Genomic DNA, 21291 nt, shown 5'->3' on the forward strand with positions numbered 1-21291 from the left:
CGACGCTCGCGTGATGATTTTCCTGGCTTTCTCCCTGCCGTGCCATGCCGGGGCCGGGCCCTTGGCGGGCCGCCGCGCGGGCCGTCCCCTGCCGGTGACCGCAACACCGCGTCGCCACCCTCCGTCAATACTGAATACGAGTCATATTTCCGCTTAGTCTGCCTTTGCGCCATCCGGAATCGCCTCGGGAAGGACGGCACGAAGTGATGCCCGCAGATCTCGCCGTCATCGGACTCGGCCATCTCGGCCTCCCGCTCGCCCAGGCCGCCACCGCCGCCGGTGTCCGTACGGTCGGCTACGACCCGGACTCCCGGGCCGCCGACGAGCTGCGGGCCGGGCGGCTGCCCACCGGGGCGGGCGACGGCTCGCTGACCGCCGCCGAGCTGCGCCGGATGATCTCCGGCGGCTTCCGGACCACCACCGACCCGGCCGATCTGGGCCGGGTCCGCACCGCCGTGATCTGCTCGCCCACCCCGCTCGGCGAGGACCGCCGGCTGGATCTGTCCGCGGTCGGCGAGGCGGCGCGCACGCTGGCGGGGTGGCTGCGCCCGCACACCACTGTTCTGCTGGAATCCACCGTGTACCCCGGCACCACCGAGGAATTCCTGCGTCCGCTTCTGGAGGAGGGGTCCGGGCTGCGGGCCGGGCGCGACTTCCACCTCGCCTACTCCCCCGGCCGCCTCGACCCCGGCAACCGCGCCTACGGCTACGCCAACATCCCCAAGGTCATCGGCGGCCTCACCGCCGCCTGCACGGAGGCGGCCGCCGCGTTCTACGGACGCCTCACCGAGAAGGTCGTCCGCGCCCGCGGGCCGCGCGAGGCCGAGACGGTGAAGGTCCTGGAGACCAACTACCGGCACGTCAACATCGCCCTGGTCAACGAGATGGCGGCGTTCTGCCACGACAACGGCGTCGACCTGTGGGACGTGGTGCGCTGCGCCGAGACCAAGCCGTTCGGCTTCCAGTCCTTCCGCCCGGGCCCCGGCGTCGGCGGTCACGGCGCGCCGATCGAATGCGACCGGATGACCCACCCGCAGCGCGGGCTCGGCCTGCCGCTGCGCATGGTCGAGCTGGCGCAGCAGGTCAACGGGCGGATGCCGGGCTACGTCACCCGGCGCTGTACGGCGCTCCTCAACGAGCACGGCAAGTCGGCGCGCGGCGCCCATGTCCTGCTGCTCGGCGTCAGTTACAAGCCGGACGTGGCGGACGAGGAGGGCTCCCCGGCGCGCGAGATCGCCGCCCGGCTGATGGAGCTGGGCGCCCAGGTGAGCTACCACGATCCGTATGTGCCGGGCTGGCGGGTGCTCGGCCGCCCGGTGCCGCGCGCGGACGCGCTGTACGAGGCGGCGGCCGAGGCCGACCTGACCGTCCTGCTCCAGCACCACCGCACCTACGACCTGCAGGGCCTGGCGGCCAAGGCCCAGCTGCTGCTGGACACCCGCGGCGCGAGCCCGGCGGGCACCGCCCACCGCCTCTGAGGGGGCTCTTCACTTCCGGACGCCCCGCCGCCGCGCGCTGCGCAGCCGCAGGGTCGCCGCCAGCACCATCAGCCCCACCCCGCCCGCGACGAACGCGACCGCGCCCGACGGCACCGAGCGCACCTCGGCGGTGAACGTCATCGGCGCTCCCCACGGCCGCCCGTCGGCGCGGGTGTAGAGCTGGGCGGTGAGCCGCACCGGCCCGTTCGCGTGCGCGCTCACCCGGACCCGTACCGTACGGCTCACCGCGCGCGACGCCCGTACGTCCACGGCGCGGTCGACCGCGCGGGCCCGCTCCGGGCGGCTGGAGAGCACCCGCAGCTCGACCCCGGTGAGGTCCTGCTGCAGCCCGTTGGCGACCGTGACCGGGATGGTCGCGGAGCCCCCGGTCACCACCACCCTCGACTTGGGCACCAGCCGCACCGAGGCGATCGACGCGGTCAGATAGCGGGCCACACCCTCCTGGTACGCGCGCGCCCCCGCCGCGTCGCCCCGCCACCCCGTCGAGACCGACCGGGCCAGCGCCGCCCGCACCGACGCCACCGTGGCCCGCGCGTCGGACAGCACCATGGCCAGCGCGCGCAGCCGCCGCCGGTCCCGGGCCACCGCCGCCAGCCGCTCCGGCGGCAGCTCGGTGGCGCGCAGCCCGGCCGGATGGCCGCCGTCCCGCAACTCCCCCGCCTCCGGCGCCCGCAGGCCGTCCCCGAACCGCGACGGCTCCAGCCAGCCCGCCTCCTGACCCGCGGCCAGCGCCGAGAGCAGCGCCCGCCCGACCCCGACCGGCATCCGGCGCGGCGGTACGAGCACCAGGTCGCGCGCCGCGTACGGCAGCTCCCGTACCGCCGTCAGGGTCTCGGCCAGCAGCCGCTGCCGCAGCGCGAGCCGGGCGGGCGCCCCGGCGGCGCCCCCGGCCGGGTGGCTGCGGAACAGCAGGGAGGCGAGGGTCGCGTCGTACGTCAGCGCGGTGCCGCCGCCACCGAGCGCGACCGGCCCGTCGTCCGTGGCGCCCCCGGCGACGAGCGCCGCGCCGTAGGAGTCGGGCCCCTCGCCGGAGGCGAGCATCGTGTCCAGGCCGAGCCGCCGCGCGTACCCGGCGATCCCGGCGTCCAGCATGCCGCCCGCGGGCCAGGCCACCCCCGCGCGGGCGCGGACGCCCAACGCCCGGTTCACCACGCTGGTGCCGGTGGCGGACGCGCGTCGCAGCAGCGCGGCCAGCGCCGGGTCGCCGCCGCGGGCGAGCGAGGCCAGATCGGGGTCCGCGTACGGCAGGGCGATGACGTCCCGGCCGCGCACCGCCTTGCGCAGCGCGGCCAGCCACCCGGCCGCCTCCCGGCCGCCCCTGCCCGGCCCGGCCTCCTGCGGATCGCTGCTGCCGGGGGTGCGGGCCACCCGGTAGCCGCGCGTCATGGCCTGCGCCTGGACGATCAGATCGGGGTCGACGGCCCAGGTCACCGGCTCGTCCTCGCCCAGTTCGACCAGCCGCCGCAGCCGCCCGCCGGGGCCGAACGCGGCGGTCAGCGCGTCGTCGCGGAAGACCGGCAGCACGCTGCCGTCGCCGGTGCGCCGGGTCAGCGCCTCCATGTGGGGGACGTCGGTGAGGGGCCACAGGACGCTGGTGCGCAGCCGCTCCAGGCCGGTGCCGTCGGGGTAGGCGGGGAGATAGCCGCGGGTCAGGCCGAGCACCCGGCCGTCCGCGGCGGTCGCGGTCACGGTGAGCGGATACGCGCCCGGGCCGTCCAGCCCGAGGCCGGAGACGGGCACGGTCAGATCGAAGCGGCGCCCGGCGGCGTGGGCGCCGAGCCGGGCGAGGCGGGCGGTGTGGGCGGCGACTTCGGCGCCGTCGGCGCGGGTCAGGGTGGTGCGCGCGGCGTGGTCTGCGAGCGCGCCGCGGGTGTCGGCGGACCCGGCCGCGCCGATGCGCACGCCGATGTGGGCGCCGGTGACGCGGTGCCCGGAGGTGTTGGTGACGCTGCCGCTGATCCTGAGGTCGCCGTCGTGGCGGACCACGGTGGGGCTCAGCGACCGCAGTTCGACGGTGAGCGGGTACGGGCGCGGGGCGCGCGCGGCCGGGGCGGCGGGCGTGCCGACGGGCGTGGCGGCGCTGTCGGCGGCAGCGGCCGGGGCGGCGGTGGCGGGCCCGCCGGGCAGGAGCAGCGCGACCGCCACGGCGATCGTCCACCCGTACACCCGTGCTCCCGCCGTCACCTCGCCGCCGTACCTCCCGCCTGACGAACCGGTCCGGTCACCAGCCGACCACGGCGGCTGCCGGGCCGCACGCCGGGGCGGCCCGATGGAGTGGGGTGCGGCGGGGCGTCAGACCCGCACGGTGTCCGAGCGGCGGGGGCTGGCGTCCATCGCGGCCCGCAGCGAAGCGAAGTCCTCGACGCAGCGGCCGGTGCCGACGGCGACGCAGTCCAGCGGGTCGTCGGCGACCAGCACCGGAATGTCCAGTTCACGGCCGAGCCGTACGTCCAGGCCGCTCAGCAGCGCGCCGCCGCCGGTGAGCACGATGCCGCGGTCCATGATGTCGCCCGCCAGCTCCGGCGGGGTCTCGTCCAGCGTGGACCGGACGGCGGCGACGATGCTATCCACCGGCTCGGCGAGCGCGTGCCGCACCTCGTCCGCGGTGAGTTCGAGGACCTTGGGCAGCCCGGTGGCCTGGTCCCGGCCGCGGATGGTGCAGCGGTCGGGCGGCTGCAGGGCCTGGGTGTCCTCGTTGTCACCGCTGTCGGGCACCTCGACATTGCGCTCCGTCAGCCGGGCGAACGCTCCGCCGCGCGGCGCGGACCAGGAGCCGGTCGGCGAGGCGGACCCGATCGACACCTTGATCTCCTCGGCGGTCCGCTCGCCGATGGCCAGCGCGTACTGCTTCTTGACGTACGTGCTGATCGCGACGTCCATCGCGTCGCCCGCCGTGCGCACCGAGCGCGCGGTGACGATGCCGCCCAGCGAGACGACGGCGACTTCCGTCGTACCGCCGCCGATGTCGACGACCATCGAGCCGGTGGGCTCGCCCACCGGCAGGCCCGCGCCGATCGCCGCCGCGATCGGCTCCTCCACCAGATGCACCTGCCGCGCCCCGGCCTGGGTCGCGGCCTCCATCACCGCGCGACGCTCGACGCCGGTGATGCCGGACGGCACACAGACGACGACGCGGGGGCGGGCCAGCCGCCGGCTGCCCATCACCTTCTTGATGAAGTACCGCAGCATGCGCTCGGCGACCTCGAAATCGGCGATGACCCCATCGCGGAGCGGTCGAACGGCGACAATGTTCGTCGGGGTCCGCCCCATGGTCTCCTTTGCCGCCGAACCCACCGACAGCACACTGCCGTCGGCCGTGTTGACCGCCACGACCGACGGTTCGTTGAGCACGATGCCCTTGCCCCGCAGGTACACCAGCGTATTCGCGGTGCCGAGGTCGATGCCCATGTCTCGCCCAGTGAACGACTTGTTCTGCGCCATAAGTTGACATTATTGCTTATGCCGGATTCTGTCCTGTCGCCGCGGATATTCGCTCCACCGCGCGGACTCCCCGCCCCACTTGTACGACTGATCCGCATCCCGGGCGCCCGGCGCGTCACCGAATAGCGGATCAATGTCCGTCTTTACCGGGACACCATGTCTCCGTCTGGTCCCAGGCGTGTCACGGACCCCAGAAGTGACTTGTCTGATTGTCATGCACTCCTGTTACTTTATGGCTCGAATCTTTCGCGTTCCCCGCCGTCGCCGCATTTCGGCCACGGCTGTCCCCGAACGCGAATCACCTTCATCCCCGGGGGATTTCATGAGCCAGAACTGGCAGCAGCCACAGCAGCCAGGCGGTTACCCGCAGCAGCAGGGTGGTTACCCGCAGCAGCCCGCCCCGCCGCAGCCCGGCTACGGCTACCCGCAGGCGCAGGCGCAGCACCCGCAGCCCGGCGCGTCCCAGCCGCAGTTCGGCGGCGGATTCCCGCCGCCCGCGCCGCAGGTGGGCCGCCAGGGCAACCCGCTCGCCGCGGTCGGTGCCGCCATCGTGGCCGCTGTCGTCGGTGCGCTGGCGTACGCGTTCCTGCTGAGCTCGCTCGCGGACACCGAGTCGAATCCGCCGGAGGTCCGGAAGTTCGCCTACGCCGGTGTCGCCCTCGGCGCGCTCGTCGGCCTCGTGGTCGCCAAGCTCGGCGGCCGCAACGTCGCGCTGTGGGTGGTCGGCGCGGTTCTGGCGCTCGTCGCCATCTTCCTCGGCGAGCTGTACGGCTACGCGATGATCCTCAACGACGCGACCGCCAACTACGTGGACAAGATCGGTGGCGCCGCCGCGGCCTCCGCCGACATCCCGTCCGCGAACGAGATCTTCTTCGACCACTTCGGCGACCTGTTCGACACCTGGAAGAAGGACGCCGACGCGATCACCTGGATCTTCATGATCCTCTCCCCGATCGCCGCCGCCGGTACCGCCTTCCGGGTCAGCAACCGCTAGCACAGCATGGGGAAGGCCCCGGCCGCGATGCGGCCGGGGCCTTCCCCATGTCCTGCGCGTGCGCTCAGCGCTTGTCGTTCGACGGGGCCACCGTCACCTCGACGCGCTGGAATTCCTTCAGCTCCGAGTAGCCGGTCGTCGCCATCGCCCGGCGCAGCGCGCCGAAGAAGTTCATCGACCCGTCCGGGGTGTGCGAGGGGCCGAGCAGGACCTCCTCGGTGGTGCCGACCACGCCCAGGTTCATGCGCTTGCCGCGCGGCACCTCGTCGTGCACGGCCTCCATGCCCCAGTGGTGGCCACGGCCCGGCGAGTCGGTGGCCCGGGCCAGCGGCGAGCCGATCATCACCGAGTCGGCGCCGCACGCGATCGCCTTCGGCAGATCGCCGCTCCAGCCGACCCCGCCATCGGCGATCACATGCACATAGCGGCCGCCGGACTCGTCCATGTAGTCCCGGCGGGCGGCGGCGACATCGGCCACCGCCGTGGCCATCGGCACCTGGATGCCCAGCACATTGCGGGTGGTGTGGGCGGCGCCGCCGCCGAACCCGACGAGCACCCCGGCCGCGCCGGTGCGCATCAGGTGCAGCGCGGCGGTGTACGTGGCGCAGCCGCCCACGATGACCGGGACGTCCAGCTCGTAGATGAACTGCTTGAGGTTCAGCGGCTCGGCGGCACCCGAGACATGCTCGGCCGAGACGGTGGTGCCCCGGATGACGAAGATGTCGACCCCGGCGTCCACCACGGCCTTGGAGAACTGCGCGGTGCGCTGCGGCGACAGGGCGGCGGCGGTGACCACGCCCGAGTCGCGCACCTCCTTCAGCCGCTGCCCGATCAGCTCTTCCTTGATCGGCTCGGCGTAGATCTCCTGGAGCCGGCGGGTCGCGGTGCGCTCGTCCAGCTCGGCGATCTCGGCGAGCAGCGGCTCCGGGTCCTCGTACCGGGTCCACAGGCCCTCGAGGTTGAGCACCCCGAGGCCGCCCAGCTCGCCGATGCGGATCGCGGTCTGCGGGGAGACCACCGAGTCCATCGGGGCGGCCAGGAACGGCAGCTCGAAGCGGTAGGCGTCGATCTGCCAGGCGATCGAGACCTCCTTCGGGTCCCGGGTGCGACGACTCGGCACGACGGCGATGTCGTCGAACGCGTACGCCCTGCGGCCGCGCTTGCCGCGCCCGATCTCGATCTCAGTCACGTGGGGTGCCTTTCGCTGGCTTGTTCTGCCGTACCAGTATCGCCATCCCCCGCGCGCGGCCCGTCGCGCGGGGGTCGCGCGGGGGTCCCGCGGGTTAACGCCCGGAGTAGTTCGGCGCCTCGGAGACCATCTGGACGTCGTGCGGGTGGCTCTCCTTGAGGCCCGCGGAGGTGATCCGCACGAAGCGGCCCTTCTCCTTCAGCTCCGCCACGGACGCCGAGCCGACGTACCCCATGGAGGCGCGCAGGCCGCCGACCAGCTGATGGGCGACCGAGGCCAGCGGGCCGCGGTAGGGCACCTGGCCCTCGATGCCCTCGGGGACGAGCTTGTCCTCGGAGAGCACGTTGTCCTGGAAGTAGCGGTCCTTGGAGAACGAGCGGGCCTGGCCGCGGGTCTGCATCGCGCCCAGCGAGCCCATGCCCCGGTAGGACTTGAACTGCTTGCCGTTGATGAAGACCATCTCGCCCGGCGACTCCTCGCACCCGGCGAGCAGGCTGCCCAGCATCACCGTGTCCGCGCCGGCCGCGATCGCCTTGGCGATGTCGCCGGAGAACTGCAGGCCGCCGTCGCCGATCAGCGGCACATCGGCCGCGTGGCACGCGCGGGCCGCCTCGTAGATCGCGGTCACCTGCGGGACGCCGATGCCCGCGACCACCCGGGTGGTGCAGATGGAGCCCGGGCCGACGCCGACCTTCACCCCGTCCACGCCCGCGTCGATCAGCGCCTGGGCGCCGTCACGGGTGGCGACATTGCCGCCGACCACGTCGACCGAGACATTGGACTTCACCTTGGCGATCATGTCGAGGATGCCCCGGCTGTGCCCATGGGCGCTGTCGACCACCAGGAAGTCGGCCCCGGCCTCGACCAGCGCCTGCGCCCGGTCGAACGCCTCGTCGCCGACGCCGACGGCCGCGCCGACGACCAGCCGGCCCTCGTCGTCCTTCGCCGCGTTCGGATACTGCTCGGCCTTCACGAAGTCCTTGACCGTGATCAGGCCCTTGAGCACACCCGCGTCGTCGACCAGCGGCAGCTTCTCGATCTTGTGGCGGCGCAGCAGCTGCATCGCGTCGTCACCGGAGATGCCGACCTTGCCGGTGACCAGCGGCATCGGGGTCATGACCTCGCGGACCTGACGGCCCCGGTCCACCTCGAAGGCCATGTCCCGGTTGGTGACGATGCCCAGCAGCTTGCCCGCGGCGTCGGTGACCGGGACGCCGCTGATGCGGAACTTCGCGCACAGCGCGTCCGCCTCGTGCAGCGTGGCGTCCGGCCGGACCGTGATCGGGTCGGTGACCATGCCGGACTCGGACCGCTTCACCAGGTCGACCTGGTTCGCCTGGTCCTCGATGGACAGATTGCGGTGCAGCACGCCCACGCCGCCCTGGCGGGCCATGGCGATGGCCATCCGGGCCTCGGTGACCTTGTCCATGGCGGCCGACAGCAGCGGTACGTTCACCCGCACGTTCCGGGAGACCCTGGACGAGGTGTCGACCGCGTTCGGCAGCACCTCGGAGGCGCCCGGCAGCAGCAGCACGTCGTCGTACGTCAGCCCGAGCATCGCGAACTTCTCAGGCACTCCGTCGACGTTGTCAGTCATGACACCCTTCCAAATGGTCTTGCCCCAGCGCGGACTCCCATGCTAACGGCCATCCCCGGTGTCACATTCCGCCCTGTGGACAACCGACGAATACCGCTGGTGACGCCGCCTGGAGCGACCACTCGCGCTACTGTTCGGCCAGCGCGCGCAGCCGGCTCAGCGCCCGGTGCTGAGCGACCCGCACCGCGCCCGGCGACATGCCGAGCATCTGCCCGGTCTCCTCCGCCGTAAGCCCGACCGCGACGCGCAGCAGCACCAGTTCGCGCTGGTTCTCCGGAAGGTTCGCGAGCAGCTTCTTGGCCCATTCCGCGTCGCTGCTCAGCAGCGCCCGCTCCTCGGGGCCCAGCGAATCGTCCGGCTGCTCCGGCATCTCGTCCGAGGGCACCGCCGTGGAACCGGGGTGGCGCATGGCCGCCCGCTGCAGATCGGCGACCTTGTGGGAGGCGATGGCCACCACGAACGCCTCGAAGGGTTTGCCGGTGTCGCGGTAGCGCGGCAGCGCGCACAGCACCGCGAGGCAGACCTCTTGCGCCAGGTCGTCCACGAAATGACGAGCGTCACCCGGCAGTCGGGACAGCCGGGTGCGGCAGTAGCGCAGGGCGAGCGGATGGACATGGGCCAGCAGATCGTGAGTGGCCTGCTCGTCCCCTTCGACCGCGCGCCCGACGAGGGCACCGATCGCCCCTTGCGTCCCCGGGCTGCCCGCCTTGGGGGGCCCTGGACTCTCGTCGTCGCGCATCCGTCCATGGTGCCTTGGGCCCGGCGGCTCCGTGGCATCACGTCCATAGTTGTGCGCTGAAGCGTTATGAGCAGGTGCGCCGGTAGTCGTCACGTCCTGCGCTCTCCCCTCACGCCCGACCGACTCGTCCCCGAGGAACTCCACACCTTCAAGGATGCGGCATCGCGCGGGGAACCGGTACAAGCCGCCGTCACCGGCCGGCGCCGCGCACGCTCTCGCCCCGCCCGCCACCCGAGGCGGGCGGGGACCGTAGCGCCCCCGCTGCGCAGCATCTCGTCGATAGACCGTCGATACGGACCCGGACCGCCTAGCGGACCAGGCCCCAGCGGAATCCGAGGGCCACCGCATGGGCCCGGTCGGACGCGCCGAGCTTCTTGAACAGCCGGCGGGCGTGCGTCTTGACCGTGTCCTCGGAGAGGAACAGCTCACGGCCGATCTCCGCGTTGGACCGGCCGTGGCTCATGCCCTCCAGCACCTGGATCTCCCGCGCCGTGAGCGTGGGCGCGGCGCCCATCTCGGCGGAGCGCAGCCGGCGCGGGGCCAGCCGCCAGGTCGGGTCGGCGAGGGCCTGCGTCACGGTCGCACGCAGCTCGGCGCGCGAGGCGTCCTTGTGCAGATAGCCCCGGGCGCCGGCGGCCACGGCCAGCGCGACCCCGTCGAGGTCCTCGGCGACCGTGAGCATGATGATCCGGGCGCCGGGGTCGGCGGAGAGCAGCCGGCGCACGGTCTCGACTCCGCCGAGGCCGGGCATGCGCACGTCCATCAGAATCAGATCCGAGCGGTCGGCGCCCCATCGGCGGAGGACTTCCTCGCCGTTGGCCGCCGTCGTCACCCGCTCGACGCCGGGCACCGTCGCCACCGCGCGGCGCAGCGCTTCTCGGGCGAGCGGGGAGTCGTCGCAGACGAGGACGGATGTCATGGCCGCCCTCCGCAGATGATGCGCGTCACCTTGAGCCTCCAGGCTGGTACATATCGTCACCTGAGCGATTGACAGCCCCGGATATGTGTCCGAGAGCTTTACCCATCAACCGCCTCCGCACTCTCAACGACGGTCACCCGAAAGAGTTACGGGGTTCGGCGGCCACCTTCGACACTCTACGTGAGCCCTCGGACACGGAGGCGCTTCCCCGCGCAGGTCGCGCCCTGTCACGTCTCCCCCAAAGGTCATCCCCTTCGGTGGCATTTGGCGACCTTGCTTCCAATTTGCCGGTCTGTGTGGCTAGATTCGCAATGAGTCATATTTACATCTACTTACACAGTAGGTGTACGACCCGGGACACAGCGTCCGCAGCCGATCGCTTCGAGGAGACAAGGCAATGGCAGATTTCTCCCGTCTTCCCGGTCCGAACGCCGATCTGTGGGACTGGCAGCTCCTGGCCGCGTGCCGTGGTGTCGACAGCTCGCTCTTCTTCCACCCCGAAGGGGAGCGCGGCGCCGCCCGCAGCGCGCGCGAGATGTCGGCGAAAGAGGTGTGCATGCGCTGCCCGGTACGGGCGCAGTGCGCGGCTCACGCCCTGGCGGTACGCGAGCCGTACGGGGTTTGGGGAGGACTGACCGAGGACGAGCGCGAGGAGCTGATGGGGCGGGCCCGCCATCGCACGGTGGCCTCCTCGGGAGCCCCGGGGTCCTGACCGGGATCCCGGCCCTTCTCCGCCCTGAAGAAACGTTCCATCAGCAACCATCGCCCCATCACCGCCGACCGTTCCCACCGACGATCGGCGGGTTTTCGCACGTCAGCGGCAGGGTTTTCGCATGTCGGCGGCGGGGTTTTCGTACGTCAGCGGCGTGCCGCCAGCTCCAGCCGGTCCAGGGTCGCCGCCACCGCGGGCACCCGCGCCAGGTCCGGCAGCGTCAGCGCCACCACCTCGCGCCGCACCTCGGGCGTGACCTCCAGCGTCGCCGTCCCCTTGGCCGTCACGCACTCCACCGCCAGCTCCGGCAGCACCGCGACCCCGAGCCCGGCCCCCACCAGCCCGACCACCGCCGGGTAGTCGTCCGTCGCGAAGTCGATCCGCGGGGTGAAGCCCTCGGCCTCGCACACCTCCACCAGATGGCGACGGCACCGCGGGCAGCCCGCGATCCACGGCTCCTCGGCCAGCTCCCCGATGCCCACCGTCCCGGCCCCGGCCAGCCGGTGATCGTGCGGGACCATGACCACCAGCCGGTCCCGCAGCAGCGGCCGCACCACCAGGTCGTCCCATCCCGCCGCCGGGTCCGCGTCCGTACCCGCCGCGGGCCCCGCGTGGGGGTACCGGAAGGCGAGCGCGATCTCGCAGTCGCCGCCGCGCAGCATCTCCACCGACCGCGGCGGCTCGGCCTCCACCAGGGAGACCCGCGTTCCCGGGTGGGCGGCGCGCATCCCGGCGAGCGCGGTCGGCACCAGCGTGGAGCTGCCGCTGGGGAACGACACCAGCCGCACCCGCCCGGCCCGCAGCCCGGCGAGCGCCGCTACCTCCTCCTCCGCGGCGGTCAGCCCGGCCAGGATGCCCGCCGCGTGCCGGACCAGCGCCTCGCCCGCCTCGGTCAGCCGCATCTCCCGCCCGGTACGGATCAGCAGCGGCGTCCCCGTGGACTGCTCCAGGGCCTTCATCTGCTGGCTGACGGCGGGCTGGGTGCAGCCCAGCTCGCGGGCGGCGGCGGAGAAGGAACCGGTGGTGGCCACCGCGCGCAGCACTTTCAGATGACGGGCCTCGATCATGCCCCCGAGCATAAGGGGCACTTGGGTGCGGACCGGAATATCGCGCCGGTGCTTTGACGGCGTAGGGGGTGTCTTGTCGATCGGGCCGGATCAGCGAGCGGCGTCTGGTGCAGGGGGCACCTCCCAGCGGTAGCTGGGGGAGCATCGCAACCCGCGTGAGGAGAGCGCAGGGGGCACCTCCCAACGGTATCTGGGGGAGCGACGAGCGCGGGGCCGCGATGTGCCGCCCGCCGCGGCAGCGGCTGATGTCACAGCGGCGTCGGGAGCCCGGCATGATCGGCAAGACACCCCCTCCGGGCCGGGGCGGGCCGCCCGGGGCCGCGGCGCCCGGGCGCACGGTGATCGTCCGGCCGATAACGTGCGCGTATGACGACTGCATTGATTACCGGAACCACGGCGGGCATCGGCTCCGCCTTCGCGAGCCGGCTCGCGGCGGACGGGCACAACCTGGTGCTGGTCTCCCGCGACGAGAAGCGGCTGCGGGACCAGGCCGCCGACCTCCACGACCGGCACGGGGTCGAGGCGGAGGTCCTGCGGGCCGACCTGTCCGAGGACGCCGGTATCGCCGCGGTCGAGGAGCGCTTGGGGGACCGTACACATCCGGTCGATCTGCTCGTAAACAATGCCGGGTTCGGCAACAAGGGCCGCTATCTGGAGGCGCCGCTCGCCGATGAGCTGCGGATGCTGAAGCTGCACTGCGAGGCGGTGCTGCGGCTGACCAGCGCCGCCGCCGGGACGATGCGGGCGCGGGGGCGCGGCGGGGTGATCAACGTGGCCTCGGTGGCCGCCTTCTTCCCGCGCGGGACGTACGGGGCGAGCAAGGCGTGGGTCGTGCAGTTCACGCAGGGCGCGGCGAAGGACCTGGCGCAGTCGGGGGTGCGGCTGATGGCGTTGTGCCCGGGGCTGGTGCGGACGGAGTTCCACGCCCGGGCGGGGATCAAGCCGGAGAAGGCGCCGGACTGGATGTGGCTGGACGCGGACCGGCTGGTCGCGGCGGCCCTGAAGGACTTCGCGCGGGGGAAGTCGCTGTCGATTCCGGACCCCCGGTACAAGGCGTTGACCGGGCTGGCGAAGCTGGTGCCGCGGGCGGCGGTGGCGGGCGTCTCCTCGAAGGTGGGCCGGGCCCCGGTCAAGGGGTGAGCGGGCCGGTACCGGACGCGCGCCCCGCCGCCGGGCGCGTCAACGCGCGAAGGCGCGGCCACCCCGTGCGGGGCGGCCGCGCCTTCGCGTGGCGCTCGGCTCGCGTCAGTGCGCGTGGCCGTGACCGTGACCGGCGGCCTCGGCCTCTTCCTCGGCCGGCTTCTCGACCACCAGGGTCTCGGTGGTGAGCAGCAGCGAGGCGATGGACGCGGCGTTCTCCAGCGCGGAGCGGGTGACCTTGACCGGGTCGATGACGCCGGCCTTCACCAGGTCGCCGTACTCCTCGGTCGCGGCGTTGTAGCCGTGGCCCTTCTCCAGCTCGGCGACCTTCGAGGTGATGACGTAGCCCTCGAGGCCCGCGTTCTCCGCGATCCAGCGCAGCGGCTCGACGACGGCGCGGCGGACGACGGCGACACCGGTGGCCTCGTCGCCCTCCTTGCCCAGGCTGCCCTCGAGCACCTTGGCGGCGTGGACCAGCGCGGAGCCACCACCGGAGACGATGCCCTCCTCGACCGCGGCGCGGGTCGCGGAGATGGCGTCCTCCAGACGGTGCTTCTTCTCCTTGAGCTCGACCTCGGTGGCCGCGCCCACGCGGATCACGCACACGCCGCCGGCCAGCTTCGCGAGCCGCTCCTGCAGCTTCTCGCGGTCCCAGTCGGAGTCCGTGGCCTCGATCTCGGCCTTGATCTGGGCGATGCGGCCGGCCACGTCGTCGGCGTTGCCGCCGCCGTCGACGATGGTGGTGTCGTCCTTGGTGACGGTCACGCGGCGGGCGGTGCCCAGCACGTCCAGACCGGCCTGGTCGAGCTTGAGGCCGACCTCCTCGGCGATGACGGTGGCACCGGTGAGGGTGGCCATGTCGCCGAGCATCGCCTTGCGGCGGTCACCGAAGCCGGGGGCCTTCACGGCGACGGCGTTGAAGGTGCCGCGGATCTTGTTGACGACGAGGGTGGACAGGGCCTCGCCCTCCACGTCCTCGGCGATGATCAGCAGCGGCTTGCTGGCGCCGGCCTGGATGACCTTCTCCAGCAGCGGCAGCAGGTCCTGGATGGAGGAGATCTTGCCCTGGTGGATCAGGATGTACGGGTCGTCGAGGACGGCCTCCATACGCTCCTGGTCGGTCACCATGTACGGCGAGAGGTAGCCCTTGTCGAAGGCCATGCCCTCGGTGAAGTCCAGCTCCAGGCCGAAGGTGTTGGACTCCTCGACGGTGATGACACCGTCCTTGCCGACCTTGTCCATCGCCTCGGCGATCAGCTCGCCGACCTGCTTGTCCTGGGCGGACAGCGCGGCCACGGCGGCGATGTCGGACTTGGAGTCGATCGGGCTGGCGGTGGCCAGCAGGTCGTCGGAGACGGCCTTGACGGCGGCGTCGATGCCCTTCTTCAGGGCGGCCGGGGAGGCGCCGGCGGCCACGTTGCGCAGGCCCTCGCGGACCAGCGCCTGGGCCAGCACGGTGGCGGTGGTGGTGCCGTCACCCGCGATGTCGTTGGTCTTGGTCGCCACCTCCTTGACGAGCTGGGCGCCCAGGTTCTCGTACGGGTCCTCGACCTCGACCTCGCGGGCGATCGTGACACCGTCGTTGGTGATGGTCGGAGCACCGAACTTCTTGTCGATGACGACGTTGCGGCCGCGGGGGCCGATCGTCACCTTGACGGTGTCCGCAAGCTTGTTCACGCCGCGCTCAAGGGCGCGACGGGCGTCCTCGTCGAACTTCAGGATCTTCGCCATGGTTGCGTATGTCCTCTCATTGCGATCCTCGGCCGCCGTAACGAGGCAGCCGCCGTCGCGTCAAAAAAACGAACCGCGCCCCGACCCCGGGTATCTGTGACACGGGCACCGGGGCGCGGCTCAAGGCAAGACTTCGGTGATTACTTCTCGACGATCGCGAGGACGTCGCGAGCCGAGAGGACGAGGTACTCCTCGCCGCTGTACTTCACCTCGGTGCCGCCGTACTTGCTGTAGAGCACGACGTCGCCGACGGAAACGTCGAGCGGAAGCCGCTTGCCGTCCTCGAAACGGCCCGGGCCGACGGCCAGGACGACGCCCTCCTGGGGCTTCTCCTTGGCGGTGTCCGGGATGACCAGGCCAGAGGCCGTGGTCTGCTCGGCCTCGACGGCCTGGACCACGATGCGGTCCTCAAGCGGCTTGATGGCAACCTTGGAGCTGGCGGTCGTCACGATCCGACCTCCCCCTTCGGAGATCTCACGGGGTTAACTGTCTGAGGTGGCGACCAGGTGGATCCGTCGTCGCGGGTGCCGGACCTGCCCGTCGCTGTGTGGCTGGCACTCCGCAGTGCCGAGTGCCAGCCCTGACATTATGACGCGGTTAGCACTCCGTCAACCAGAGTGCCAAGCGAGGCGGCGACGGACCGCACGGACGTCCGGACGCGGCCGCCCCCACGAGCGGTCCTCGGACGCGGTCAGATGTAGTCCTCCAGCCGCGCCACGGTGAATCCCTGCGCCTGGACCTCCCGTACCAGCTCGGTGATCATGTCGGTCATGCTGTGCCCGTGCAGCTGCTCGGGGCCGCGGAAGTGCGCGAGCACGATGTCCCCCGGCCGCAGCCCGCTCCCGGAGCGGTAGACCAGCCCCTGCGGCTCCATCTCGGCGCGCCACAGCACCGCCTTGTTCAGCCCGCACTCCGCCGCCGCCCGCAGCGTGTTCCGGTCGTAGTCCCCGTACGGCGGACGGAAGAGGTGGGGCTGAAGCCCGAGGCGTTCGCCGAGGGCCTCCTGCTGGCCGCAGATCTCGTGACGCTGGGTCTGGTAGTCCTTGCCCGCCAGGCTGGGGTGGGTGAGCGTGTGGTTGCCGATCTGGTTGCCGAGTTCGCGCAGCGCGCGGAAGTAGTCGTAGTGGTCGCCGATCACCTCGTCCTCCAGGAACTGGGTGAACGGCAGACCGAGGTCCCGGGCCTGGTCGATGAAGGCCGGGTCCTTCTCGATCCCGTCGTCGAGCGTCAGGAAAACCACCCGATCGGTCGTCTCCACCTGACGGATGACCGTCGCCAGCCCCGGCACCGGCGGCCACACCGGCGCGAGCGCGGGTTTGACGGCGGGCGGGGGCGGCGGGTCCAGCGGGCGGTCGAGCCCCCAGCGCCGGTACCCGTCCGGCGGCGGGTGCGGACGGTCCTCACGCCCGCTCCCGGGCGGTGGTGCGCCGGAGGCCCGGGACGCGGAGGACGGGGAGGCCGAGGCCGACCGCGTGAGACCGGCCGCCTTCCCCGTCCCGGGGCGCGGCTCGGGGCCCGTGCCCCCGCACCCGGTGAGCAGGGCTGCCGCGGCGGCGAGAACCAGACACCTGGAAACACCAGTCTTGAGCATCATCACAAAAGTGATCTTCGGTTCCACGGTGCGCGCCCGCGCGCCGTAGGGGTGCGAATGCCCTCCCCGGAGCGGGGAGAATGGGCCATGTGGACGTTGACGCCTTCGACTCACTGCTCGGCGACGAGGGGCAGGCGCTGCTCTCCGCGCTACGGGACTACGACCCGGCGCGGGAGCTGGCCACCGCGACCCGGCTGCGCCGCGACCATCCGGCCGCCCTGGTATCGGCGGCCCTGACCCAGGCGCGGCTGCGGCAGCGGGCCGTGCCCAAGTTCGGGGCCGAGGACGCCCATCGGATGTACTTCACGCCGAACGGCGTCGAGCAGTCCACCCGTACCTCCGTCGCTGCCTACCGCGCCGACCGGCTGACCGGGTTCGGGGTGCGCACCGTGGCCGATCTGTGCTGCGGCATCGGCGGTGACGCGATCGCGATGGCGCGGGCCGGGCTCACCGTCCTGGCCGTCGACCGCGATCCGCTGACCTGTGCGGTCGCCCGGGCCAACGCCGACGCGCTGGGCCTGTCGCAGCTGATCGAGGTGCGCTGCGCCGATGTCACCGAGGTCGACACCTCGCGTCACGACGCGGTCTTCGTGGACCCCGCCCGGCGCGGCGGCCGGGGCCGGGTGTTCGACCCCGAGGCGTACTCCCCGCCGCTGTCCTGGGCGATCGAGGCCGCCCGTACCGCCCCGCGCGCCGCCCTCAAGATCGCGCCCGGGGTTCCGCACGAGGCGGTGCCGGAGGACGCGGAGGCCGAGTGGATCTCGGACCAGGGGAACGTGAAGGAGGCCGTCCTGTGGTTCGGCACCGCCCGCCCCGGCATGCGCCGCGCCACGCTGCTGCCCTCCGGCCACTCGCTGCTCGGCACCCAGCTCCCGGACCCCGAGCCCGGCCCGGTCGGCCGCTGGCTGTACGAACCGGACGGCGCCGTCATCCGCGCCCACCTCGTGGCGGACGTCGCGGCCCGGATCGGCGGCCGCCTCATCGATCCGACGATCGCCTACATCACCGCGGACGAGCTGCGCCCGACGCCGTACGCCACCGCGTACGAGATCACCGATGTGCTGCCGTTCAACCTGAAGAGGCTCAGGGCGCTGCTGCGGGAGCGCGAGGTCGGCATCGCGACCATCAAGAAGCGCGGCTCGGCCGTCGAGCCGGAGCATCTGCGCAAGAAGCTGCGGCTCGAAGGGGGGAACGCCTGCACGATCCTCCTCACCCGCTCGGCGGGCGCCCCCACGATGCTCCTGGGGCACCCTGCCTCTTAGCTTTTCGGTTCCGCCCGGAGTTCGAACCAGACCGCCTTCGCGTACATCCCCGCGGGGTCCGCGTCCGCCGTGCCCCAGGCGTCGGCGAGGGCCGCGACCAGGCCGAGGCCGCGGCCGCGGAGACGGTCGCCCGCGGGGAGGCGGGCGGCGCCGGGGAGTTGGGCGGAGGCGTCGTAGACGAGGACGCGGAAGCGGGGAGGCTCGATCACCACGCGCAGCGTCAGGGAGTCGCCCTCGGCGTGCAGAAAGGCGTTGGTGGCCAGCTCGGAGGTGCACAGGGTGGCCACCTCGACCAGGTCCTCCTGCCCCACGGAGCCCAGCACGACGGCGACGAAGTCCCGGCAGACCTTGGCGGAGGTGGCATGCCGGTTGCTCTGGAGCGTGTAGACGTACGGGTCCTTGGAGGGAACGGGCGGGCGGCGCGGTGGACGGTCGTCGGACTCGTAGTCGGACTCCATGGGTCAACTCCCTGCGAAAGGGCCGATATCGCGCGTACCGTTACAGCGATCAACGCGCAGTAGCGGCGACGGCACCCAAGGTAGGGCAGTGATGCAAACAACTGCTACGGCCCCGTTGAATTTCCCCGACAATTACTCCTTAAGGGTTACGGAGTGCCATGCCACCCAGAAGCGTCCCGACCGCGCGTCAAGTCCGCCTCGGAACAGAACTGAGGAGGATGCGCGAGGGCGCCGGACTCAGCATCCAGGAGGCCGCCGACCGGCTGGGCATCAACCGCACCCACATCACCAACCTGGAGCTGGCCCGGTTCGGCGTGAGCGAGGAGCGGGTGCGGGCCCTCGCCGCCATCTACACCTGTCCCGACCACGCGTACGTCGACGCGCTCGTCGCCATGACCCGCGAGCGTAAGGGCGGTTGGTGGGAGGAGTACCGGGGCCATATCGCCACCGGCGGGCTCGACCTCGCCGAGCTGGAGTACTACGCCACGAGCCTGCGCGTGGTCGAGCTGATGTTCCTGCCGGGGCTGTTGCAGACCGAGGAGTACGCACGGGCCGTGCTCGCCGAGGCCGTTCCGGCGTGGTCGCCGGCCGAGATGAGGCGCAGGCTGTCCCACCGGATGAAGCGCCGGGACATCCTCGACCGGGACGACCCTCCGCCGTGCACCTTCATCATCCACGAGGCCTGTCTGCGCATGCGGCTCGGCGGACCGCAGCTCATGCGCAGACAGCTGGACAGCCTGCTGGAGGCCTCGATGCGGAAGAATGTCACCGTGCGGGTCATCCCGTTCGAGGCGGGCGGGTTCCCGGTCTCCGGAGTATCGGTCACCTATGCCTCGGGCCCGGTGCCGCAGCTGGACACCGTGCAGCTCGACGCCGCGCACGGCCCCATGTTCCTGGACGCCCAGACCCAGCTGACCAATCACCGGGCGGTGCTGGCCCGGACGATGAAAGTGACCCTCTCCCAGAAGGAGTCACGTGACATGATCCACGGCATCGCCCGACATCTCTGAAGGCAAGACACCCCTGAAGGCAAAGACATGTCTGAGATCAACTGGCAGAAGTCCTCGTACTCCACGCAAGGGGACGGCAACTCCTGCATAGAGCTCGCCTCCATAGGACCCGACGCCATAGCGCTGCGCGAAAGCGACGATCCCGGCACCGTGATGACCACCACCCCCGCGAAGCTGCGGCCCCTTCTGCATGCCATCAAGGCGGGCGAGTTCGACCACCTTGCGAGGTAGCCCTCCGGACCGGCCCCGGTCATGGCACGATCATCCCGCTGAGGGGCCGGACCGGAGGTGGCAGGGGCATGGAACATGAGTGACGAGAAGCGACCGGTATCGGACCAGGAACTGTCCGATCTCCTTCAGGACCTGGAGGAGATGCTGCGTTACCTGGAGGAGACGGTCGCGGGCCTCGACCAGTTGGCGAAGACGGTCGGCGACGACTGGAAGGGCCCCGCGGCGACCGCGCACAAGAAGCTCCAGCGGGACGCCTACCGGGACGCGGCCCGCATCCGGCAGATGCTGCTGCACGTCGAGGACGCGACGAAGCGGCGCGGCGAGAGCCTGGGCGAGCGGTATCTGGACCTGCTGCACCGCTTCCAGTCGATGCAGCGGTCGTCCGACTGAGCCGGCCTTACGTCAGTCGGTTCCCTCGGCGTCGTCGGGGCTGAGTTCGCGGTTGACCAGACGGTAGTAGCCGATCGCCTTGACCAGGCCCAGACCGCCCGCCACCGCGAAGACGACGGCGATCCCCATCGCCACCCGGAACGTCTCCGCGCCGAGGTCCGACATCGCCGTGGACGCGCCCAGCACCAGCCCGAGGCAGCACAGCAGCAGCGACGGCAGCAGCCACAGCAGCGCGCTGCCCGACACCCTCCAGTGCGGCAGCGTCTGCGGATCCCGCCCCAGCTCCGCCCAGTCCCGCAGCCGCGCGCCGACGAACACGTCCCGCCGGATGCCCGACGCCAGGCCCAGGCTGGACGGGACGGTGGCGCCCAGCGCCAGCCCGAGGAAGATCACGCCGAGGATGTGCTCGACGATCTGGCCGGTCACCAGGAACTGGAACCCCGACACCGCCAGCGTCCACCCCAGCGCGAACACCAGCGTCAGCAGCCACAGCAGCAGCGCCCGGTGCGGCGCCATGTACCACCGCGCCAGCGTCCCCATCGCCCGCGCCCGGTCGGCGAGCAGGCCGGCACGGTCGGGCCACGGACGCATGTCCGGGGCGGGTGGTGGCGGTGGCAGGGCGTCGGGCGGGGTCATGGAACGCAGTCTCTCAGTTCTCCCGGAGGCATGAACTTCATTCCTCCGCGGCTCACAGGAACCGGCGGTCCTGTCGGCCGGTCACCCCTTCCAGTACTTCGCCACCGCCTGCGCGTACGCCACCCGGTGGTCCAGCCCGTCGCCCCGGACCCGGAACCGGCCGCGCACGGACTCGGTCATGGCCACCCTGCCGAAAACCGCACCCTGCCGCTTCCAGGCCGTCCGCAGCGGGGCGCTGAAGTCGGCGGCGGGCATGTCGGACATCGCCAGGCCAACCAGGTACAGAAGAGCCAACGGCAGCAGCAGCAGGCACAGGAGCAGCGACGGCACCGTCCCCTCCCGCCCGTGCAGCACCGTCCCGTCGGGCAAGTGGATCTCGTACAGACGCCGCCACCGCTTCTTCCGCGGCGGCAGGCCCAGTTCGGCCACAAGCTCGTGGTCGGGGGTGAGCACGGCGAGGCGACGATCGCCCTTCCGGACGACCACGGCGAGCGGCGAGGCCCCGCCCGCATCGGCGGCGATGACGAAACGTGGCTTGCACCCCTCGGGGAGGGGGCGGCCGTCGGGGGCGCCACGGCGCACGTGGAGGGGGTCGGAGCCTCGAGGGCGCAGGAGGTAGCGCTTGGAGTCGAGGTCGCGGGCGAAGGTGAGTGTCATGGTGTCTCGCAGTGGAACGGCGTGCTGG

The 21291-nt window shown here is 72.0% G+C and carries 21 protein-coding genes; 8 read left to right on the forward strand and 13 right to left on the reverse strand.

The genetic code is table 11. The features are described from left to right. Positions 1-206 precede the first annotated feature (206 nt). Complete coding sequence (locus tag ACFZCY_RS12460) at positions 207-1478, forward strand: nucleotide sugar dehydrogenase (RefSeq protein WP_391171701.1); 1272 nt, start codon at positions 207-209, stop codon at positions 1476-1478. A 9-nt stretch (positions 1479-1487) separates the two neighbouring features. Here the strand turns inward: ACFZCY_RS12460 and ACFZCY_RS12465 are convergent, their stop codons facing one another. Both ACFZCY_RS12465 and ACFZCY_RS12470 read right to left on the reverse strand, forming a co-directional pair. Continuing rightward, entirely contained in the window at positions 1488-3683 is a 2196-nt protein-coding gene (locus ACFZCY_RS12465) for a DUF6049 family protein (RefSeq protein WP_391171703.1), read from the reverse strand. Positions 3684-3791: 108 nt separating this feature from the next. Beyond that, positions 3792-4940, reverse strand: coding sequence for a rod shape-determining protein MreB (locus ACFZCY_RS12470; protein WP_391171705.1), 1149 nt, complete (start codon positions 4938-4940; stop codon positions 3792-3794). 322 nt (positions 4941-5262) lie between these two features. Here ACFZCY_RS12470 and ACFZCY_RS12475 point away from each other — a divergent pair, with 322 nt between their 5' ends. Then, the gene (locus ACFZCY_RS12475) at positions 5263-5934 is read left to right on the forward strand and encodes a hypothetical protein (protein ID WP_391171707.1); all 672 of its coding nucleotides are present in this window, start codon (positions 5263-5265) and stop codon (positions 5932-5934) included. Positions 5935-5998: 64 nt separating this feature from the next. Here ACFZCY_RS12475 and ACFZCY_RS12480 read toward each other — a convergent pair whose 3' ends face one another. The 4 genes from ACFZCY_RS12480 to ACFZCY_RS12495 form a co-directional block, all read right to left on the reverse strand. Continuing rightward, positions 5999-7123, reverse strand: coding sequence for a GuaB3 family IMP dehydrogenase-related protein (locus tag ACFZCY_RS12480; protein ID WP_063736842.1), 1125 nt, complete (start codon positions 7121-7123; stop codon positions 5999-6001). Positions 7124-7217: 94 nt separating this feature from the next. Beyond that, complete coding sequence (gene guaB / locus ACFZCY_RS12485) at positions 7218-8720, reverse strand: IMP dehydrogenase (protein WP_055557377.1); 1503 nt, start codon at positions 8718-8720, stop codon at positions 7218-7220. Positions 8721-8847: 127 nt separating this feature from the next. Then, a complete protein-coding gene (locus ACFZCY_RS12490; RefSeq protein ID WP_391171710.1) occupies positions 8848-9459 on the reverse strand; it encodes an RNA polymerase sigma factor ShbA in 612 nt (203 codons plus the stop codon). Between the two features lie 307 nt (positions 9460-9766). After that, the gene (locus ACFZCY_RS12495) at positions 9767-10378 is read right to left on the reverse strand and encodes a response regulator transcription factor (protein WP_003948568.1); all 612 of its coding nucleotides are present in this window, start codon (positions 10376-10378) and stop codon (positions 9767-9769) included. Positions 10379-10775: 397 nt separating this feature from the next. Here ACFZCY_RS12495 and ACFZCY_RS12500 point away from each other — a divergent pair, with 397 nt between their 5' ends. Then, positions 10776-11090 (forward strand): WhiB family transcriptional regulator, encoded by a 315-nt coding sequence (locus ACFZCY_RS12500; protein ID WP_055557379.1) that lies wholly within the window; start codon positions 10776-10778, stop codon positions 11088-11090. Between the two features lie 146 nt (positions 11091-11236). On the opposite strand, the gene ACFZCY_RS12505 is transcribed toward ACFZCY_RS12500, so the two are convergent. Then, positions 11237-12157, reverse strand: coding sequence for a LysR substrate-binding domain-containing protein (locus ACFZCY_RS12505; protein WP_391171713.1), 921 nt, complete (start codon positions 12155-12157; stop codon positions 11237-11239). A gap of 366 nt (positions 12158-12523) precedes the next feature. On the opposite strand from ACFZCY_RS12505, the gene ACFZCY_RS12510 reads away from it, so the two are divergent. After that, complete coding sequence (locus ACFZCY_RS12510) at positions 12524-13297, forward strand: SDR family NAD(P)-dependent oxidoreductase (RefSeq protein WP_391171715.1); 774 nt, start codon at positions 12524-12526, stop codon at positions 13295-13297. A gap of 105 nt (positions 13298-13402) precedes the next feature. On the opposite strand, the gene groL is transcribed toward ACFZCY_RS12510, so the two are convergent. From groL to ACFZCY_RS12525, 3 genes are all read right to left on the reverse strand, one after another. Next, entirely contained in the window at positions 13403-15028 is a 1626-nt protein-coding gene (gene groL / locus ACFZCY_RS12515) for a chaperonin GroEL (RefSeq protein ID WP_391171717.1), read from the reverse strand. A 140-nt stretch (positions 15029-15168) separates the two neighbouring features. Further along, positions 15169-15477, reverse strand: a complete 309-nt coding sequence (gene groES, locus ACFZCY_RS12520; protein ID WP_009715799.1) for a co-chaperone GroES — start codon at positions 15475-15477, stop codon at positions 15169-15171. Between the two features lie 242 nt (positions 15478-15719). Further along, the gene (locus tag ACFZCY_RS12525; RefSeq protein WP_391171720.1) at positions 15720-16622 is read right to left on the reverse strand and encodes a polysaccharide deacetylase family protein; all 903 of its coding nucleotides are present in this window, start codon (positions 16620-16622) and stop codon (positions 15720-15722) included. 77 nt (positions 16623-16699) lie between these two features. Here ACFZCY_RS12525 and ACFZCY_RS12530 point away from each other — a divergent pair, with 77 nt between their 5' ends. Next, a complete protein-coding gene (locus tag ACFZCY_RS12530; RefSeq protein ID WP_391171722.1) occupies positions 16700-17881 on the forward strand; it encodes a methyltransferase domain-containing protein in 1182 nt (393 codons plus the stop codon). Here the strand turns inward: ACFZCY_RS12530 and ACFZCY_RS12535 are convergent. Next, positions 17878-18339 (reverse strand): ATP-binding protein, encoded by a 462-nt coding sequence (locus ACFZCY_RS12535; RefSeq protein WP_391171724.1) that lies wholly within the window; start codon positions 18337-18339, stop codon positions 17878-17880. The genes ACFZCY_RS12530 and ACFZCY_RS12535 overlap by 4 nt on opposite strands. 158 nt (positions 18340-18497) lie before the next feature. Here ACFZCY_RS12535 and ACFZCY_RS12540 point away from each other — a divergent pair, with 158 nt between their 5' ends. From ACFZCY_RS12540 to ACFZCY_RS12550, 3 genes are all read left to right on the forward strand, one after another. Further along, complete coding sequence (locus tag ACFZCY_RS12540) at positions 18498-19349, forward strand: Scr1 family TA system antitoxin-like transcriptional regulator (protein WP_391171726.1); 852 nt, start codon at positions 18498-18500, stop codon at positions 19347-19349. A gap of 27 nt (positions 19350-19376) precedes the next feature. Then, positions 19377-19580, forward strand: a complete 204-nt coding sequence (locus tag ACFZCY_RS12545) for a DUF397 domain-containing protein (RefSeq protein ID WP_391171728.1) — start codon at positions 19377-19379, stop codon at positions 19578-19580. Between the two features lie 75 nt (positions 19581-19655). After that, entirely contained in the window at positions 19656-19970 is a 315-nt protein-coding gene (locus ACFZCY_RS12550) for a WXG100 family type VII secretion target (RefSeq protein ID WP_391171730.1), read from the forward strand. 12 nt (positions 19971-19982) lie between these two features. Here the strand turns inward: ACFZCY_RS12550 and ACFZCY_RS12555 are convergent, their stop codons facing one another. Both ACFZCY_RS12555 and ACFZCY_RS12560 read right to left on the reverse strand, forming a co-directional pair. Beyond that, a complete protein-coding gene (locus ACFZCY_RS12555) occupies positions 19983-20606 on the reverse strand; it encodes a hypothetical protein (RefSeq protein WP_391171732.1) in 624 nt (207 codons plus the stop codon). A gap of 81 nt (positions 20607-20687) precedes the next feature. Then, entirely contained in the window at positions 20688-21263 is a 576-nt protein-coding gene (locus ACFZCY_RS12560) for a hypothetical protein (RefSeq protein WP_391171734.1), read from the reverse strand. Positions 21264-21291: the final 28 nt, after the last annotated feature.

The sequence above is a fragment of the Streptomyces sp. NPDC007983 genome (genome assembly GCF_042958345.1).
GTDB lineage: Bacteria > Actinomycetota > Actinomycetes > Streptomycetales > Streptomycetaceae > Streptomyces.

What these genes read in the sequence shown, in the direction of transcription:
- ACFZCY_RS12460 (WP_391171701.1), top strand. Translation starts at nt 207, where the DNA reads ATGCCCGCAGATCTCGCCGTCATCGGACTCGGCCATCTCGGCCTCCCG.
- ACFZCY_RS12470 (WP_391171705.1), bottom strand. Translation starts at nt 4,940, where the DNA reads ATGGCGCAGAACAAGTCGTTCACTGGGCGAGACATGGGCATCGACCTC.
- ACFZCY_RS12475 (WP_391171707.1), top strand. Translation starts at nt 5,263, where the DNA reads ATGAGCCAGAACTGGCAGCAGCCACAGCAGCCAGGCGGTTACCCGCAG.
- guaB (WP_055557377.1), bottom strand. Translation starts at nt 8,720, where the DNA reads ATGACTGACAACGTCGACGGAGTGCCTGAGAAGTTCGCGATGCTCGGG.
- ACFZCY_RS12490 (WP_391171710.1), bottom strand. Translation starts at nt 9,459, where the DNA reads ATGCGCGACGACGAGAGTCCAGGGCCCCCCAAGGCGGGCAGCCCGGGG.
- ACFZCY_RS12495 (WP_003948568.1), bottom strand. Translation starts at nt 10,378, where the DNA reads ATGACATCCGTCCTCGTCTGCGACGACTCCCCGCTCGCCCGAGAAGCG.
- ACFZCY_RS12500 (WP_055557379.1), top strand. Translation starts at nt 10,776, where the DNA reads ATGGCAGATTTCTCCCGTCTTCCCGGTCCGAACGCCGATCTGTGGGAC.
- ACFZCY_RS12505 (WP_391171713.1), bottom strand. Translation starts at nt 12,157, where the DNA reads ATGATCGAGGCCCGTCATCTGAAAGTGCTGCGCGCGGTGGCCACCACC.
- ACFZCY_RS12510 (WP_391171715.1), top strand. Translation starts at nt 12,524, where the DNA reads ATGACGACTGCATTGATTACCGGAACCACGGCGGGCATCGGCTCCGCC.
- groL (WP_391171717.1), bottom strand. Translation starts at nt 15,028, where the DNA reads ATGGCGAAGATCCTGAAGTTCGACGAGGACGCCCGTCGCGCCCTTGAG.
- ACFZCY_RS12525 (WP_391171720.1), bottom strand. Translation starts at nt 16,622, where the DNA reads ATGATGCTCAAGACTGGTGTTTCCAGGTGTCTGGTTCTCGCCGCCGCG.
- ACFZCY_RS12530 (WP_391171722.1), top strand. Translation starts at nt 16,700, where the DNA reads ATGGGCCATGTGGACGTTGACGCCTTCGACTCACTGCTCGGCGACGAG.
- ACFZCY_RS12535 (WP_391171724.1), bottom strand. Translation starts at nt 18,339, where the DNA reads ATGGAGTCCGACTACGAGTCCGACGACCGTCCACCGCGCCGCCCGCCC.
- ACFZCY_RS12540 (WP_391171726.1), top strand. Translation starts at nt 18,498, where the DNA reads ATGCCACCCAGAAGCGTCCCGACCGCGCGTCAAGTCCGCCTCGGAACA.
- ACFZCY_RS12545 (WP_391171728.1), top strand. Translation starts at nt 19,377, where the DNA reads ATGTCTGAGATCAACTGGCAGAAGTCCTCGTACTCCACGCAAGGGGAC.
- ACFZCY_RS12550 (WP_391171730.1), top strand. Translation starts at nt 19,656, where the DNA reads ATGAGTGACGAGAAGCGACCGGTATCGGACCAGGAACTGTCCGATCTC.
- ACFZCY_RS12555 (WP_391171732.1), bottom strand. Translation starts at nt 20,606, where the DNA reads ATGACCCCGCCCGACGCCCTGCCACCGCCACCACCCGCCCCGGACATG.
- ACFZCY_RS12560 (WP_391171734.1), bottom strand. Translation starts at nt 21,263, where the DNA reads ATGACACTCACCTTCGCCCGCGACCTCGACTCCAAGCGCTACCTCCTG.